Here is a 16,153-nt window from a genome sequence, read left to right as displayed (position 1 = left end):
GGGCTGGGTCAGCGGGCCGGGCACTGCTTCCAGGAGAAGTGGTAGACGCTGTTGATGCTGCCGTCGGTGGAGTCGAGGGCCATGTAGCTGGTCTTCGCCGGGTCCGAGCTGCCGACCTCGGCGCGCAGCTCGGTGTTGATGTTGAAGTTGCGCTGCTCGCCGCAGGGGGCGAACACGAGGGCCTCGATGCCCGTGGTGTCGGAGGCCTGCCAGTTGTCCTCGAGCCTTCCCTGGAACTTGTGGGTGCGGTAGTCGGTCTGCTTCATACCCTGGAAGTAGTAGCTGGCCTTCTGGGTGCCGACCGCGCCCTTCTGGAGGCTGCCGAATCCCCGGTAGTCGACCTGGGCCACGGCGTAGGTGTATCCCTGCGGGACGTGTACGAGCAGGGAGAGCAGACAGTTCTTGCGTCCGTCGGTCGGCATGCTCTTCCCGCCCGCCATGGCCAGGTACTCGCTGTAGGTGACGGTGAAGGCCGAGTTGTCCTCGGCCACGGCGACGGTGGCGCTGCCCGGCCGGCAACCCGATCCGTTGACCGTGGCGACGTCGACGGCCACGGTGTCCGAGGGTGCGACGAAGAACCCGGGGCCGCCCGCCGCCCCGGCGGCGGAGGCGGGCAGGAGGGCCAGGAGGCCGCCGGTGACGAGGGCGGCGCCGAGCGCGGTGCGCAGTGTTGTGATCACCCGGCCATGGAAGCGGTCCGTACGGAGCCGACCGGTCAACGGGTGCGCGGCCTCACTCCGATGGCCGGGCCCTTTCACCGCAGAAACGTTCGGGCAGGGCCTCCGGGGCGGCCGAACGGCTCATCGGTGGAGCGCCGAGCACGTCAGAACGTCGTATTCCTCCCAGTATTTCCTATGCTGAGCGCCCTACGGAACCGCCCGCGCCTAGGAGCCCCATGCGCCGCCTGCACCGGTCCGCCCTGCTCTGCGCGGCCTCGGCCGTCTCCGCCCTGGTCCTGGCGACCGCGCCCGCCACCGGGGCGGCGGCCCGCGGGGCGACCGCGCGGGAAGCACCGGCGCACGGCGCGGACGGCGGGACCGACCCGGCCGAGACCGCCGTGATCGGCGCCGGCCACGCTCAGGCCCACGCCGAACTACGCCGGGCGGCCAAGGGCACCGTGGAGTATCCGCAGACCCGGCGCAGCGCGAGCCTGACCTCGCTCGCCGCCTCGCAGCGCGAGGCCAACTCCGCTTTCGACAAAGCGGTTTCGGGACGGTTCACCGACTATTTCCCCTCCCCCGACTTCGGTGTGCACCTCGCCCAGCTGCCCACCGGCAAGGTGCTGCTCTTCTCCTTCTCCCGGGTGGAGACCGACCCCACCAAGGAGACCGGGCCCACGGACCGGACCGGGCCGGCGAACGCGGGCCGCGCCTACCTGTGGGATCCGGCGAAGGGGACCGGCCCCCGGGCATTCAAGAAGGTCACCCCGCCCGTCGTGCTGATGCCCGACGGTACGCACGCCCCGCGCCCGGCGCCGTTCTTCTGCGCCGGGCATTCCTTCCTGCCCAACGGGATGCTCGGAGTGTTCGGCGGCAACACGGGCGGCAAGGGCGGCAGCGGAGCGAAGCTGTCCTTCGTCTTCGACCCGTGGACCGAGGGCTGGTACCGCAACCGCGATATGGCGGTGGGGCGCTGGTACCCCTCGGTGGTGACCGGCGCGGACGGCCGCCAGATCATCATGTCGGGCCAGTCGGAGCGCGGTACGGGGACGCCCACCCCGGTGGTGGAGCGGTTCCCCGCGCTCGGGCAGCCGGTGCCCTGGCGCCCGTACGACATCCCGGTGGGCGTCCCGGCGCAGCGGCTGCGGTCCGATGCCCCGTTCCGCAACGACTACCCGCACCTGTTCTCGCTGCGCGACGGCATGATCTACGGACTCGGGCGCGACGCCGACCAGCAGTGGCTCTTCGACCCGCGCGCGCAGACCCGTACGGACCTGCCCAGGCGGCCCGCCGACTTCCGGGGCTACGGCTCCGCCGTGCCGCTTCCGGCGGGGTTCAAGGGACCCGACTCGGTGCTGGTGCTGGGCGGGGATCCGCTCGACCCGAACACCTACCGACTGTCGGACGGCGCCTGGACCACGCAGGAACCGCGCGCCTTCGGCCGGACCCAGGACGACACGCTGATCCTGCCGGACGGCACGCTGCTGACGGTCAACGGGGCCAAGGACACCAGGGACTACGGGTTCGGCCCGTTCAACCCGACGGCCGATCTGAAGTTCCGGCAGACCGAGCTACGGGGGGCGGACGGGCAGTGGAGGCTGGGGCCGGCCCAACGTCTGCCCCGGGGCTACCATTCCAACGCCCTGGTGCTGCCCGACGGTCGGGTCATGGTCACCGGGGACGAGCTCCAGCAGATCGCCAACGACCCGGACATCGAGGACGACATGGATGGCTCGATCGAGATCTACGAGCCCGGCTACCTGCTCCGGGGCGCCCGGCCCGCCCTCGACCGGGTTCCGGCGGGTGAGATCGCCCACGACGCGGAGTTCTCCGTCGAGAGCTCGACGGCCGCCGGCGTGCGGCGCGCCGTACTGCTGGCGCCGACCACCGTCACCCATGCGGTGAACACCAGCCAGCGCCATCTGGAGCTGCGGATGACGGGTGTGCGCGGCCGCACGATCGGGCTGCGGGCGCCGGCCACCTCGGCCGACGCCCCGCCCGGCTACTACATGCTGTTCCTCCTCGACGCGAACGGAGTTCCCGGTACGGCGAGGTGGGTCAAACTCGGCAGGCGGTGAACCCGCCCACCGTTAGCCGCCGTTGATCACGAACTGCGATCCGGGTTCGACCAGGACGTTCCCGTCGGCCGAGCCGGTGATGGTGACGTTCGACAGGGTCGCACTGCCGCGCGCACCGCCGTGGGCGCGGATTCCGGCCCCGTTGTTGGACTTCTCGATGTGCACGTTGGTGACCTTGACGTCCGGCATGGTGCCGCCGCCGGTCTTGAACTGGATCCCGTCGTAGGTCGAGTCGTAGATGTCGGTGTCGCGGATGGTGACGCCCGGGATGGGCAGGTTGGCGGCGAAGAGGGTGATCGCCCCGAACTCCTGGGCCTCGCCCCAGAAGGCGCCGCCGGTACGGAAGAGCCCGTTGCCCGAGATCAGGGTCTGCCCGGAGAAGGGCAGCGGGTCGTGGTCGGTCGCCAGCATGATGCCGGGGTAGTTCATGGTGTCGTAGATGAGGTTGTTCTCGATGGTGTTGCCGTAACCGCCGTACAGGGCGATGCCGTTGGCCCGCCACGGGAGCTGGATGGTGTTGTTGCGGAAGTGGTTGTCGTGGCCGATGTCGACCGACTGGTCCTTCACGTACTTGCTGGACCACACCGCCAGGGCGTCGTCACCGGTCGTACGGAAGGAGGAATTGAAGACGGTGGAGTTGCGCGTGCCGTTGGCGAAATTGATGCCGTCGGCGTAGGTGTCGCGGATCCGCATGCCGCTGAACTCGATGCCGTCGCCGGGACCCCACAGGGCCGGGATGTTGTCGTAGTCACGGCCGACCCAGACACCGACGTTGGCGTGCTCGATCCACACGTTGGTGATCTTCGTGTTCTTGCCGAAGCGGCCGTTGAGGCCCACACCGCCCTCGGCGTTGCCGTCACCGCCGCGGATCCGGCCCGATCCGAAGATGGCGATGTCGGAGATCTGCGTGTTGTCGTCGATCTCGAAGCCGAAGTTGCCCTCGTGCGGGTGGTTGATACCGCCGGCGTCCTGCGGCTGGGTGAGCGTGTAGAGCTGGGAATACCACATGCCCGCTCCGCGGATGGAGACGTTGCTGATGCCCACCTGGTTGAACTGGCCCCGGTTCAGCGGGTCGTCGGTGAGGATCTTCTGCTCCTGGCGCCACTGGCCCCGCGGGATCCAGACGCAGGCGATCTGCCCGTTCTGGTCCGCGGTCACGGCCTTCTGGATGGCGAGCGTGTCGTCGATGCCGTCGTTCGGTATCGCGCCGTAGTCGGTGATCGAGGTGCACTCGGCGGGCTTGGACGCCGCCGGGGCCACCTGCTCCAGGTCGATCAGGTCGATGACGTAGTACGAGGCCGTATCGCCCGCGTCGCGCTGGAGGCGGAAGGTGGTGCCGGGCGGGTAGCTCTGCGCGAGCAGGGCGCTGGACTCGTCGAAGAGCCTGCGGGCGTCACCGCCGGGGGTGTTGGTCAGGCCCTCGGGGCTGTCGGTGCTGCCGTAGAGCCAGCTGTGCTTGGAGGAGAGGTTCAGCTTCTGGGCGAAGCTGCCGTTGACGTACAGGCTGATCGTGGCGTCGGCGCCGCCGCCGTTCGCGGCGTCGGGTACGGAGTTGCGCACGACGATGGAGTTGGCCTGGTTGGTCGAGGTGAACTGCACGTACTGGCCGGCCGAGGAGAGGCGTACGGACTCGCGGCCCGAGGACTCGGTGGCGAAGTTGGTGTGCCCGAAGGTGCGCTTGGCGTCGCTCTGCAACAGGGCGCCGGTGTAACTGCCGGCCTCCGCCTCGTACTCGGTGTAGGGAACCGCTGCCCCGCGGCCGACGACCACGGCGCGTGAGTGGCTGTTGTTGTTCTCGTTGGTCTCGGCGACCAGGCCGGTCCCGTCGGCGGTGGCGGTGAGGGTTGCTCCGCCGCTGACCGCCGTCCAGGTCCCGTTGATGGCCACGTTGACGGTTTCGCCGGCGGGGATCGCCGGGGTCGGACCGTTCAGCGTGGTCGCGCCCGCGACCAGCCGGGTCACGGTGCCCGCGCTCACCGCGGTGGTGCCCCTGTTGCGCACGGCCACGGTGAAGGAGACCGCGGCCCCCACGGCCGGGTTGGCCGGGTTGCTGGTGATGGAGAGGGCTTCCAGGTCGGGACCCGGGGCCTGGCCGACGACGAGCTTCGCGGCGGCGGTGCGGCGGGTGTTGGTGTCGTCCTGCTCGACGACCGTACCGGCCGGGTCGACGACCGCCGAGACCGTGTAGCTGCCCATCGGACGCTTGCCGACGGCGACCGGCACGACGGCCGAGGCACCTGCGGCGAGGGCTCCGACCTGGGCGCTGCCCGCGACCGCGCCTTCGAGGCTGACGTTGACGGTGGTGGCCGGGGAGGCGAGGTTGCCGGCGTTGCGGACGGTGGTGTCGACCGTGACCGCGTCCACCTCGGACGGGGTCGCCGGGGACCAGGCTAGGTTCGCGACCGTCAGGTCCGGGTTGGGGGCGGCTGCGCCGATGACCTGGAACTCGGCGACCTGGCCGCCGCCGGCGCCGGTATTGCCCGAGAACTTCAGCTGTACGTCGGCGAGCCTGCCGGTGACGGGGATCGTCACGGTGTTCTGGTTGCCGGCCGGGCTGAACGCGTAGGCGGCGTTCGCCTTCAGCGAGGTGAAGCCGCTGGCCCCCTGCTCACGGCCCAGCACCTCGAAGTTCTGGGTGCGGTTGCCCCAGGCGGGATCGGGGTTGAGCTTGACGACCACGCCGGTGACATCGGCGTTGGAGCCGAGCTTCACGGTCAGCGTGGACTGCGGGCCGCCCGCCTCCCAGTAGCTCGTGACGCTGTCGTCGTTGGCGTTGGCCGCGACGAAGGACTGGGTGGTGGAAGAGCCCTCGATGGGCTTGCCCTTGGCAAGGTTCACGCCGACCGGCGGCGTGCCGGGGTCACCCGGATCGCCCGGGTCTCCCGGGCCGCCGCTGCCGTCGGTGGCGTACACCTCGAGCTCGGATATCTGCGCCGCCTGCCAGGCCGTGTTGGAGGTGACGCTCACCCGTACGTAGCGCACGGTCGCGGAATTGAACCCGATGGTCACCGCGTTCGACTGGCCCGGGTTGAACACCCGCCCGGCCGAGGCGGACAGCGTGGCGAAGGTGTTCCCGTCGGTGCTGCCCTGCACGGTCAGCGTCTCGGTGCGGGTCTCCCAGCCGGCGGGCAGCTTCAACACCACCTGGTCGACGGCGACGCTACGGCCGAGGTCCACCTGCACCCACTGCGGGAAGGCCCCCGAAGGGCCCTCCCAGTACGAGCCCTGGTTTCCGTCGTTGACTCCCGAAGCCCCGTAGCCGCCGAGGGATCCGCTGGTGCTGGCCGCCTTGCCGAGGGCGAGGTTGGGTCCGCCGGCGGCGGCCGCAAAAGTGACGGGCAGGAGTCCGACGGACACCATTCCCGCGACCACCGTGCCGGCCAGCATCAGCCGGCCACCTTGCTTCCATCTCATGCTGTCCTCTGTTCCATGGGGGGGACCGGCCCGACAAGGCCGCGCCTGCTTGAAACTTGCGCACCATGCGTAATTTTTTGAGTGATCTGATCGCAGTTATGCGGCCATGGCGCCACAGGTTTCTAGCAGATGACGACTTTGTCAACGCTTCGCGCACGGACGGGACTTCGGATCACCCCCAAGGCGAGCCGCGCTCCAGGTGGCAAGGGGCGGGATTCCATCGACCTTTTTGCGTTCGCGTAGCCCCTGGGCCGCCCGGTACGCCTCTCCCCGCCATTGCGCGCCGCAGAGCTGGCAGGGAGTTGAACCCTACCCACTTTGAAACTGTATCGATTGAACTTTCATAGCCATTATGTTCTTCTGAAGTGGAGGCCGTCGCGCCCCACCCCCACCCCCACCTCTTGTTCCAGGAGCCAGCCATGACTTCCGTAGCCGAAATCCGGCCTTCCGGCGCCGGCCCCGACGACGGGCACGGCGGACGCCCCGAGGTGCACCGCGCAGCGCTGCGCGATCTGCTGCTGGGCTCGCTGCCCGCCGGCGCGGTGCGCTGGGGAGCCAAGGCCACCGGTGTCCGGGCCCTCGGAGACGGCCGCCACGAGGTGGCACTCGCCGACGGCTCCTCCTTCACCACCGATCTCCTCGTCGGCGCCGACGGCGCCTGGTCGAAGGTGCGCCCGCTCGTATCGCGGGCCGTTCCCCGGTACTGCGGACTCTCCTTCGCCGAGGCGTACCTGTACGAAGCCGCGACCCGCCACCCCGAGAGCGCGGCGCTGACCGGCGGCGGCATGGCGTTCGCGTTCGAAGAGGGTCAGGGGATGCTCACCCACCGGGAACCGGACGGCAGCCTGCACGTCTACGCCGCCCTGCGGAGCGACGAGGGATGGGCGGCGGCCGGGTCCGCCCCGGCGAGGGAGGCCGTCCTCGAGCGGTTCGCCGGCTGGGACCCGCGGCTGCGCGCGCTCGTCGCGGACAGCGACACCCCGCTCGTCGCCCGGCCCGTCCACGCCCTGCCCGTGGACCACCGCTGGGACCGCACGCGCGGGGTGACCCTGATCGGCGACGCCGCGCACCTGATGTCCCCGTTCGCCGGGGAGGGCGCCAACCTGGCCATGCTCGACGGCGCGGAGCTCGCCGCCGCCGTCGCCTTGCGGCCCGGTGACCCGGAAGGGGCCCTCGCCGCCTACGAGGAGGCGATGTTCCCGCGCTCGCGGAGTGCCGCCGCCGAGTCCGCGGACAGCCTCGACCTGTGCTTCGGCGCCGGGACGCCCCACACCCTGATGAAGCGGATGAGCTCCTACGCGGGCTGACCCGGGCCGGCGCCCGGGGCGAACCGGACCACCGCCGTGCACCCGGAGCTCCGCAGCAGGAGGTCAGCCGGCCCCTTCGCCAGCGCCGCGTCGTACCGGCCCAGGTGGGCGACCGCGTCGACCTCGGCGCTCCCCTCCAGGGCAACCACCAGCACCGTCTCGCCGGGCCGGACGGTGAGCCTTCGCTCGCCCCGTACGACGGTGGTGTCGGCGCTCACCATGCCCCGGCGGTACATCACGTTGAAGTTGACCACCGGTCCGGCCAGCAGCCGGCAGTCGGTCGGTTCGTCCCCGGGGAACCGCTGGGGTTCGAGCCGCCGGTCCACGAGGCGTCGTACGCCCGCGATCCGCAGGTCCATGCCTGCGCCCTCCGCGAGGGTGAGCGTGCGGTCGACGCCCGGGAAGACGGAGAAGGGTCCGTCGGCGGTGACCTCCGCGAGGCTGACCCGCCAGCCGAAATCAGCCATCCCCGCGCTCTCGGGCCCGGCGGCGATCTCGCGGGTCACTCCCCCGCCGTTCTTCCACCGGGCCGCCGGCCGGTCGACGGCCCGCAGGATCCGGATCGCTGCTTCGCTGGTCATGCCACCCTTCCGGGCCCGGGGAGATCCTTTCCGGGCCCGGTCGAGCTTATCCAGCCGACGCCCTGCCGGAGCGCTCAGCCCACCTCGAGGTCATCGCCGTAGACCGGGCCCTGTCCGTACCAGTGGACAGGCAGATGCCCTCATTGCGGGCAGGAAAGCGGGGCGAGGCCCGCGCTGGTGAGCACGTAGCTGACTGATCGTTTGTCTGGTCCGGGATAGGAGACGACGACGGCGGTTCCGTGGGTGTTGGTTCCCCCGTACTGCGGTGTCATCTGCGTGTAGGCGCGACCGCGCAGGTCGGCGGCCCAGGTCGCGGTGGAGTCGGTCCAGGTGATCACGTCTCCGGCGACGTGGACCCAGTCGATGGGCGCTCCCTCGACCACGATGATCGGCGCCGGCCATCCGGCCCTCCAGGCGTATAGGTTTTTGTGGTCCACTCCGGTCCACGCCCAGGTGGTTCCGTCGCTCGCCGAGGCCGGTGAGCCGTCCGCGGCGGCCAGCGCCGGGGGGAGGCCGCCCGGCGTGCCCTTCGCGGTGCCCGCGGTGAGCTTCGTTGGGGTGTCGATGGCGAAGGCCTCCGGCCAGACCAGCTTGTCCCCGGCAAAGAACGAGGGCGCCATCCGCCCGGTGTGCACGATCTTGTCGGTCGCCGAGGCCAGATCGTAGAGGTGGACCTGGCGCTGGACGTCGGTGAGTTTCTGGTTCTTGGTTCCGTCGCTGATTCCCTGGACCCAGGTCGCTTTGCCGTTGTTGACCCACGGGTACAGGAACGGCCCGGGCACCGGGTTCCCGTCGGCGAAGACTTTGGTCCTGGCGATGCTCTTGGGGGCTCCGCCGGTCTGGGGGTCCCAGGCGAACAGCTCCCATGGGGAGCCGACATCGTTCGAGTCGTCGACGGTGAACACCAGCCAGCGGCCGTCGAAGTCGGCCAGGCCGAGGCCGCCCTTGCCGTTGTTGTCGTCGGTGTAGACGGTGGTGCGCTTGCGGCCGTTGTCGCGTACCCACAGCAGGGTCACACGGCCGTCGCGCCGGCTGGCGGCGATCACCGAGGAGCCGTCGGGGGCCACGGCCATAGGGTCCAAGGACTCGCCCTGCTCCGGCTGGAGCCCGCCCATGATCGTCACGAGGGTGCTGTTGGGCATTCCGCTCCGTGCGGGCACGCTGGACCACACGGTGGTTGCCGAGTCCAGGTAGGCCGCCCAGTCCCCGTCGTAGTCCTGGAACGGGAACCAGTGGTAGATCGTCGAGCTGTTGTTGGGGTGGCCGACGAGGTGCGGGCCGTTGTAGACCTCCATCGCGTTGCCGACCAGGGATGCATTGACGTCGGTATCCCCTATGAGGCGGTTCTTGAACGCGGCGACGTCCGCGCCGGTCGGGGTGTAGGGCAGGTTGATCCTGGCATAGGGGAACCCGCCCGCTTCGTCGTTCAGCTGTTTGTTCATCTGGTCCACGCCGGTACCGCCGTTGTTCGGCGTGATGCCGATCCAGCTGGCGAAGGTCCCCTGGTCGTGGTTCCAGATACCGCGCATGCCCAAGGCCATCACCAGCGTGGCGGGCCCGCAGTAGTTGTTGTACCACTGGCCCTGGTGGGTGTTCGCGAGCATCTTGGTGGTCATGGACATGACCGAAAGATGTCGGGCGACCCGGCGGCCGCTGTCCAAGGTGTCCGCGTACGAGAAGAAGAATCGGGCCGCCGTCACACGGCCTTACCGGCACCCAGTCCTGGGCAGAACGGGTAGAGCCGCCCCCGGGTCCCGGCGCGGTGCGCGGCGGGACCCGGGGGCGGCTCGGTGGTGGTGCGGGCGCCGGTGGCGCCGTGTGGACGGATCAGGCGTCGGCCTTCTCGGCCGACTGCACGGCGGTCTTCGCGGCGGCCGGCTCCGCGCCCGCGGGTGCGGCTCCGGCCGAGGCGGCCACCGCACCGGTCGGCCGCGGCCCGTGCGCTCCGCGCAGGCCGATCCCGCTGATCACCGCGACCAGGCCGAAGGCCACCGCGCCGATGGCGAAGGTGAGGGTGAAGCCGGATTCGGCCGGCAGTGCGGGAACTCCGGCCGGGAGGTGCTCGATCGTCTTCGAGGCCAGGATGGTGGTGACGATGGCGCTGCCGATCGCGCTGCCGGTGGAGCGGGAGATCGAGTTGATGCCGTTGGCGATGCCGCTCTGGTGGTGCGGAACGCTCGCCATGATCACGGCCGGCATGGCCGCGTAGCCGAAGCTGACGGCCGCGCCGACGACGAGGCCGGCGCCGATCACCGAGGCAGTGTGGCCGTGGTCCAGGGCCAGCCAGCCGAAGCCTGCGGCACCGAGGGCGGCGGCCATGGTCAGCGCGACGCGCGGACCGCGGTGCCGGACCAGCTGGCCGCCGATCGGGGAGGCGAGGAGCGAGACGATCGCGCCGGGCAGCAGGAACTCCACGGAGGCGCGCAGGATGGAGGCGTCGAAGCCGTAACCGGTCAGGGCCTTCGGCATCTGGACGAGGTAGGAGACGCCCAGGAAGTTCGCGAACATGCCGAAGCCGACGAGGATGCCGGCCAGGTTGGCCATCAGGACCGGGCGGTGCACGAACATCTTCATGTCGACGAGGGGTTCGCGGACCTTGAGCTCGGTCAGCACCCAGACGGCGGTCATGACGACGGCGCCGGCGAAGCTGCCCAGCGTGCGGCCGGAGGCCCAGCCCCATTCGTGGCCCTGGGAGATCGGCAGCAGGAGCAGCAGCAGGGCGATGCCCAGGGTGAGCGCGCCGAGGAAGTCCGTACGGCCACCGGTCTTGTGCCGGGTCGCCGGAACCAGGAAGACCACGGCGAGCAGTGCGAGCACGGCGAAGCCGGTGGCCATCCAGAAGGCGTTGCGGTAGTCGGCGTCCGCGCCGGAGGTCAGCAGGCCGGTGGCGACGAGCGCGAGGCCGCTGCCGAACGCGAGGGTGCCGCTGACCAGCGCCATCGCTCCGGGGAGCTTCTGCGGGCGGACCTCCTCGCGCAGCACGGAGAGGGCGAGCGGGAAGATCGCGGTGGCGGCGCCCTGGAGCACCCGACCGAGGAGGAGCAGGGGCAAGGAGGACGCCAGTGCGGCGATGACGGAGCCCGCGACCATGACGCCCAGTACGGCCACCAGCGTCGGCTTCTTGCCGTGCTGGTCGCCGAAGCGGCCCAGCAGCGGGGTGAAGACGGCGGCGGACAGCAGGGTGGCGGTGGTCACCCAGCTGACGTTGGCGGTGGTGGTGCCGAGATCGCTGCGGATCAGTCCCAGGATCGGGACGGGCAGCGTCTGCATCATCGACACGACCATGGCGGCCAGGCTCAGGGCGAAGACGATCACCGTCTCGTTCCGGTGGGCGCCGGCCTGGGTGGTGGCGGAGGGGGTGGGGCTCATGGCAGGGGGGACCTTCTCAGTGCTTCAGATCACAGATGTTTGACGTCATCAAGTAATTCGGCTCAAGCAGAAGGTAGACCTCGATAGTTAAGGTGGTCAAGTAAAAGGTTGATAATGTGAAGCACCTTGAGTACGCTCCGGGCATGAGCGCCACCACCCCCCACGCCGTCCCGACCAAGCTGGAGCTGCTCGAGCTGCTCGCCGCGATCGGCACCGCCCAGTGGCGCGACTTCGCGGCCGCCGCCGCCCACCACGGCCTCACCTCCACCCAGGCCAAGGTCCTCGCCCAGCTGAACGGCCCGCTCCCGATGCGCGGCCTCGCCACGCTGCTGGTGTGCGACGCCTCGAACGTGACCGGCATCGTGGACCGGCTGGAGGCCCGCGAGCTGGTGCGCCGCGAGCCCGACCCCGCGGACCGGCGCGTCAAGAACGTCGTGGCCACGGACGCGGGCCGCGAGGTGATCCGCCGGGTGCGCGCGGAGATGCAGGCCACACACGGCGCCCTCGACGTCCTGGACGACACCGAGCGCGCGACGCTCCACGCCCTGCTGGAGCGGCTGCGCCCGACCCTGGAGAAGGACGCCTGAGAGCGCTCCGCCCGAACGCGTTGGCCAGGGGAAACACCACCTGACAGACTGCAACGGCTTCAGAACATTCCAGGAGGACGCATGTCAGAAGAATCAGACACCCCGCAGAACGAATCGCCGGCCGACGAGGCCAAGCGAAAGTTCAAGGAGGCCCTGGAGCGCAACGCCGCCAATGCCCAGTCTCAGCAGGCACACCAGAGCCGGGCGAAGATCCAGGGTTCCGGCGGCAACGGCCCCGGGGGCAAGAACAAGAAGGTCCGCCGCAAGACCGGCTGACCTCGACGGTGCCGCATTGCCGCGACACCGCTCCAGCCGGCCTCGACCGGGCCGGGGACCCGCACACGGTCCCGATCCGGTCGAGGGCGGCGCCCCGGGCGGCCCAGGGGGCCCGCCCGCGCACGGGGCATGAACTCGGGGCGCACGCCCGCGTAGGCACCCGGAAAACGGGATCCGCCCGCCCGTCGGCTTTGGGTCAATCGGCCGACGTGGAACCGCACCGGCGGAGTGCACTGTTCGGCCACTCGGGTGATGGGTGATAACCCCTGGTGTCCACGGCAGTTGAGCAGCTCGTCCCGCCGAGGGCAGCTAGCTCATGCGACAGTGCGACTGAAGAAGGATCCTCCACATGCTCAAGAAGTTCATGGCCACCGCAGCCGCCACCGCAGCCGTTCTGGGTGCCGGTGCCGCCGTAGCCTCCCCGGCGATGGCGATCGGCAACGACAACGGCGTCAACACGGTCAACGGCAACGGCTCGGCGCAGATCTACGGCAACCAGGAGACCGGCGGCGCCATGAGCCCGCAGCTCTCCGCCATCCAGGGCTCGGCGAACAAGCTCTGTGTCGGCCTGCCGGCGAAGGTCAACGCCCAGTCGATCCTGGCCCTGATCAACGTCGGCGTCCAGGACATCAACGTCCTCGCCAACCCGCAGAACCAGCAGTGCGCCGAGAACTCCACCCAGGCCAAGGGTGACGACTCGCTCTCGCACATCGCGGAGAACATCCCGGTCCTCTCCGGCAATCTCTCCGCCGGTAGCTGATCCACCGCGAAGCGCCGGTGCCGGTGCCCTCAGGGGCACGGCGCAGGCGCTTCGTTTTGGTCTAGACCTTGACAGGTTCAGACCATTCTCGATTCAGTGGGCACAGCTGTCCGTTGCCCCCCACGGCAACTCCCCCCACTGAAGGAGAACTTCCGTGATGCGTACCCTGCGCCGCCGCGCCCTCGCGCTGGCCGCCACCGCGGCCGTCACCCTCGGCCTCGCGATCGCCCTCCCCACCTCCACCGCCTCCGCGGCCCCCGCCTGCGCAGGCGCGTGGGCCGGCTCGGCCGTCTACACCGGTGGCGCGAGCGCCTCGTACGGCGGGCACAACTGGCAGGCCAAGTGGTGGACCCAGGGCGAGACCCCCGGCACCACCGGCCAGTGGGGCGTCTGGTCGGACCAGGGCGTCTGCGGCGGCGGCCAGAACCCCGACCCGGGCACCCCCAACCCGTCCGGATTCGTGGTCAGCGAGGCCCAGTTCAACCAGATGTTCCCGAACCGGAACCCCTTCTACACCTACAACGGCCTGGTCGCGGCCCTGTCGGCCTACCCCGGCTTCGCCAACACCGGTGACGACACGGTCAAGCGGCGCGAGGCGGCGGCCTTCCTGGCCAACGTCTCGCACGAGACCGGCGGGCTCGTGCACATCGTCGAGCAGAACACCGCCAACTACCCGCACTACTGCGACACGAGCCAGTCCTACGGCTGTCCCGCCGGGCAGGCCGCCTACTACGGGCGCGGGCCCATCCAGCTGAGCTGGAACTTCAACTACAAGGCAGCCGGCGACGCACTGGGCATCAACCTCCTGGCCAACCCCTATCTGGTGGAGCAGGACCCGGCCGTCGCGATGAAGACGGCGCTCTGGTACTGGAACACGCAGAACGGCCCGGGCACGATGACCGCCCACGCCGCCATGGTCAACGGCGCGGGCTTCGGCGAGACCATCCGCTCCATCAACGGCTCCCTGGAGTGCAACGGCGGCAACCCCGGTCAGGTGCAGAGCCGGGTGAACTCGTACCAGAGCTTCACCCAGATCCTCGGTGTGACCCCGGGGAACAACCTGAGCTGCTGACGCCCGTCAGCGGATCCGCAGCGTGGTGGCCAGCTGGGCCCGGGACCGGACGTCGAGCTTCTGGTAGATCCGGGTCAGCCGGGCCTCCACCGTCTTCACGCTGACGAAGAGCTTCGCGGCCGCCTCCTGGTTGCTGGCGCCCTGGGCCACCAGCACCGCGAGGCGGGTCTCCGCCTCCGTGAGAGCGGCCAGGGAGCGGGCCGCCGCGCCGCCGTCACCCCCGGACGACGACGGCTCCCGGGCGAGCTCCGCCCACGGGGTCGCGCCGGCCCGGGCGAAAGCCTCGGCGGCGGCCGCCAGGGCGGCGCGGGCGGGTGCGCGGCGGCGGCGGCGCCGTTCCACGCGGGCGAGGGCGAGCAGCGTACGGGCCCGCTCCAGGGGCAGGCCGAGGAGTGCGAAGCGCTCGGCGGTGTCCTCCAGCAGGGCCACCGCGGCCTCGGCCTCGCCGTGCGCGGACAGGCACAGCCCGCGGGCCCGGTCGAGGGCGGCGATCACGCTCGTGCGGCCGAGCACGAGGGCCGTCTTACGGACCCGGGCCTGCAGCTCGGCGGCCTCTTCGGGCGCGTCGACGGCAACCAGTGCCTCGGCCAGCTCACCGTGCCAGCGCAGGATCGAGGGGTCGACCACCTGCTGCGCGGCTTCCAGTTCGGCCACCCGGCGCAGGGTGGCGACGGCTTTCGCGGCCTCGCCCGTGGCCAGCTCGACCAGGCCGAGCACGTACAGGCCGCGGGAGAGGAAGATCTGGTCGTGCTCCTCCTCGGAGGCCTGGATGCCGCGCCGGGCGTATCCGGCGGCGCGCGGGAAGCCTCCCCCCATCGCCTCGGCCATCGCGGCGACGTACCAGGCCGGGCCGGGTGAGAGGCCCGCCTCGACGGTCAGCCGCAGGGCGTCGTGGGCGTGCGCCGTCGCGGCCGCGCACCTGCCCCGGCGCAGTTCCACCTCGGTGAGGCTGCGCAGTACTTCGAAGACGTCCTCGGCGGATCCGGTGCGCCGTACAGCGGGCAGCAGCAGAAGGAGCTGGCGTCCGGCGTCGGCGAGCCGGTCGTCGAAGAGGGCGTGACGGACGGCCAGGTACTGCGGGGCGTTGCGCATGCCGAGCGGCACCTCGGGGACGGGCAGGGCGAGTGCCTCGGCGAGGATCTCCTCGGCGTCCCGGTCACCGAGGATGCGGCCCATCCGGGCCCGTACGGTCAGTGCCATGGCTTCGGCGACCTGGTCGCCGCCGCTGCGGGCCAGCACGCCGGCCTGCGCGGCGGCGTCGCGGGAGCGGACGGGGTCGCCGTCGCTGAGGTTGTGCTTCCAGGCGATCCGCAGCCGGATGGCGGCCTGCAGGGCGGGGTCGCCCTCGGCGTCGGCCGCGGCGTGCGCGAAGGTCTCGTCGAGGGCTCCGAGTGCCTGCCCCTCGGCGTCGATGACGGCGAGGCGGGCCCGTACCCGGTCGGCGGGCGAGGCGTCCCGGGCGAGTACGGCGCGGGTCGCGCGGCGGGCGAGGTCGGCGCGGCCCGCCCAGCCCGCGTCCTCGGCGGCGCCGACGAGCCGGGCGAGTTCCTCGCCGGGCAGGTGGCAGGGGGTCCGGTCGGCGGCGAGCAGGCCGAGCTCGGCGGCCAGCGCCCGCTGGCCGCGGCGTCGGCAGGACGCCGCGGCCTCGGTGATCTCGGTGGCGAGTGCCTCGTCGGGTGCGTCCACGGCCAGCGCCCGGTGGCGTACGGCCTGGACGGGGTCGTCGACGGCGGCGGCCAGTGCGGCGTGTCCGGCGGCGCGTTCGGGCCAGCCCGCGTCGGCGGCCAGCGCGGTCGGCAGTGCCCCGGCCGTGAACCGGATCGTGCCGTCCTCTTCCACGGTCAGCAGCGAGGCCCGTTCGGCGACGGCGAGCTCGGCATCCGCGTCGGGGCGCCCCGCCCGCCGCAGCAGCGCGGTGGTGGGGCGGGCGGCGAGGGCGGCGAGCAGCAGCGTGCGCCGGGACTGGACGGGGACGACGCCGAGGAGCCGGCGGGCCACCTCGCGGGCCTGTCCGGAGACGGGCAGCGGATCGGCGTGGTGGGCGCCGCCC

General features: G+C 71.1%; 12 protein-coding genes. 6 read left to right on the top strand and 6 right to left on the bottom strand.

Annotation, left to right across the window (positions count from 1 at the left end; translation table 11 throughout):
- Positions 1–8 precede the first annotated feature (8 nt).
- The gene (locus OTB20_RS04545; protein ID WP_267815297.1) at positions 9–680 is read right to left on the bottom strand and encodes a DUF4360 domain-containing protein; all 672 of its coding nucleotides are present in this window, start codon (positions 678–680) and stop codon (positions 9–11) included.
- Between the two features lie 215 nt (positions 681–895).
- Here OTB20_RS04545 and OTB20_RS04540 point away from each other — a divergent pair, with 215 nt between their 5' ends.
- Positions 896–2,737: a glyoxal oxidase gene (locus OTB20_RS04540; RefSeq protein WP_267815296.1), complete on the top strand. Its 1,842-nt coding sequence runs from the start codon at positions 896–898 to the stop codon at positions 2,735–2,737.
- A gap of 12 nt (positions 2,738–2,749) precedes the next feature.
- Here the strand turns inward: OTB20_RS04540 and OTB20_RS04535 are convergent, their stop codons facing one another.
- Entirely contained in the window at positions 2,750–6,151 is a 3,402-nt protein-coding gene (locus OTB20_RS04535) for a CARDB domain-containing protein (RefSeq protein WP_267815295.1), read from the bottom strand.
- A gap of 419 nt (positions 6,152–6,570) precedes the next feature.
- Between OTB20_RS04535 and OTB20_RS04530 the strand changes: the two genes are divergently transcribed.
- The gene (locus OTB20_RS04530; RefSeq protein ID WP_267815294.1) at positions 6,571–7,458 is read left to right on the top strand and encodes an FAD-dependent oxidoreductase; all 888 of its coding nucleotides are present in this window, start codon (positions 6,571–6,573) and stop codon (positions 7,456–7,458) included.
- Here the strand turns inward: OTB20_RS04530 and OTB20_RS04525 are convergent.
- From OTB20_RS04525 to OTB20_RS04515, 3 genes are all read right to left on the bottom strand, one after another.
- Positions 7,446–8,039 (bottom strand): HutD family protein, encoded by a 594-nt coding sequence (locus OTB20_RS04525; RefSeq protein WP_267815293.1) that lies wholly within the window; start codon positions 8,037–8,039, stop codon positions 7,446–7,448. The genes OTB20_RS04530 and OTB20_RS04525 overlap by 13 nt on opposite strands.
- A 140-nt stretch (positions 8,040–8,179) precedes the next feature.
- Positions 8,180–9,661, bottom strand: a complete 1,482-nt coding sequence (locus OTB20_RS04520; protein ID WP_267815292.1) for a hypothetical protein — start codon at positions 9,659–9,661, stop codon at positions 8,180–8,182.
- Between the two features lie 205 nt (positions 9,662–9,866).
- Positions 9,867–11,408: an MFS transporter gene (locus OTB20_RS04515; RefSeq protein WP_267815291.1), complete on the bottom strand. Its 1,542-nt coding sequence runs from the start codon at positions 11,406–11,408 to the stop codon at positions 9,867–9,869.
- Positions 11,409–11,551: 143 nt separating this feature from the next.
- Here OTB20_RS04515 and OTB20_RS04510 point away from each other — a divergent pair, with 143 nt between their 5' ends.
- The 4 genes from OTB20_RS04510 to OTB20_RS04495 all read left to right on the top strand — a co-directional run bounded on the left by OTB20_RS04510 (position 11,552) and on the right by OTB20_RS04495 (position 14,103).
- Positions 11,552–11,995 (top strand): MarR family winged helix-turn-helix transcriptional regulator, encoded by a 444-nt coding sequence (locus OTB20_RS04510; protein ID WP_267815290.1) that lies wholly within the window; start codon positions 11,552–11,554, stop codon positions 11,993–11,995.
- Between the two features lie 81 nt (positions 11,996–12,076).
- The gene (locus OTB20_RS04505) at positions 12,077–12,271 is read left to right on the top strand and encodes a DUF5302 domain-containing protein (protein WP_267815289.1); all 195 of its coding nucleotides are present in this window, start codon (positions 12,077–12,079) and stop codon (positions 12,269–12,271) included.
- Positions 12,272–12,620: 349 nt separating this feature from the next.
- Entirely contained in the window at positions 12,621–13,031 is a 411-nt protein-coding gene (locus OTB20_RS04500) for a rodlin (RefSeq protein WP_267815288.1), read from the top strand.
- A 157-nt stretch (positions 13,032–13,188) separates the two neighbouring features.
- Positions 13,189–14,103 (top strand): glycoside hydrolase family 19 protein, encoded by a 915-nt coding sequence (locus OTB20_RS04495; RefSeq protein WP_267815367.1) that lies wholly within the window; start codon positions 13,189–13,191, stop codon positions 14,101–14,103.
- A gap of 6 nt (positions 14,104–14,109) precedes the next feature.
- Here OTB20_RS04495 and OTB20_RS04490 read toward each other — a convergent pair.
- A partial coding sequence (locus OTB20_RS04490; protein ID WP_267815287.1) for a helix-turn-helix transcriptional regulator occupies positions 14,110–16,153 on the bottom strand: 2,044 nt, incomplete at its 5' end.

It is taken from the genome of Streptomyces sp. H27-H1, from assembly GCF_026627445.1.
In the GTDB taxonomy this organism is placed as follows: domain Bacteria; phylum Actinomycetota; class Actinomycetes; order Streptomycetales; family Streptomycetaceae; genus Streptomyces.
Note: the sequence above shows the minus strand (reverse complement) of the source record. Positions and strands in the feature narration are given on the sequence as shown.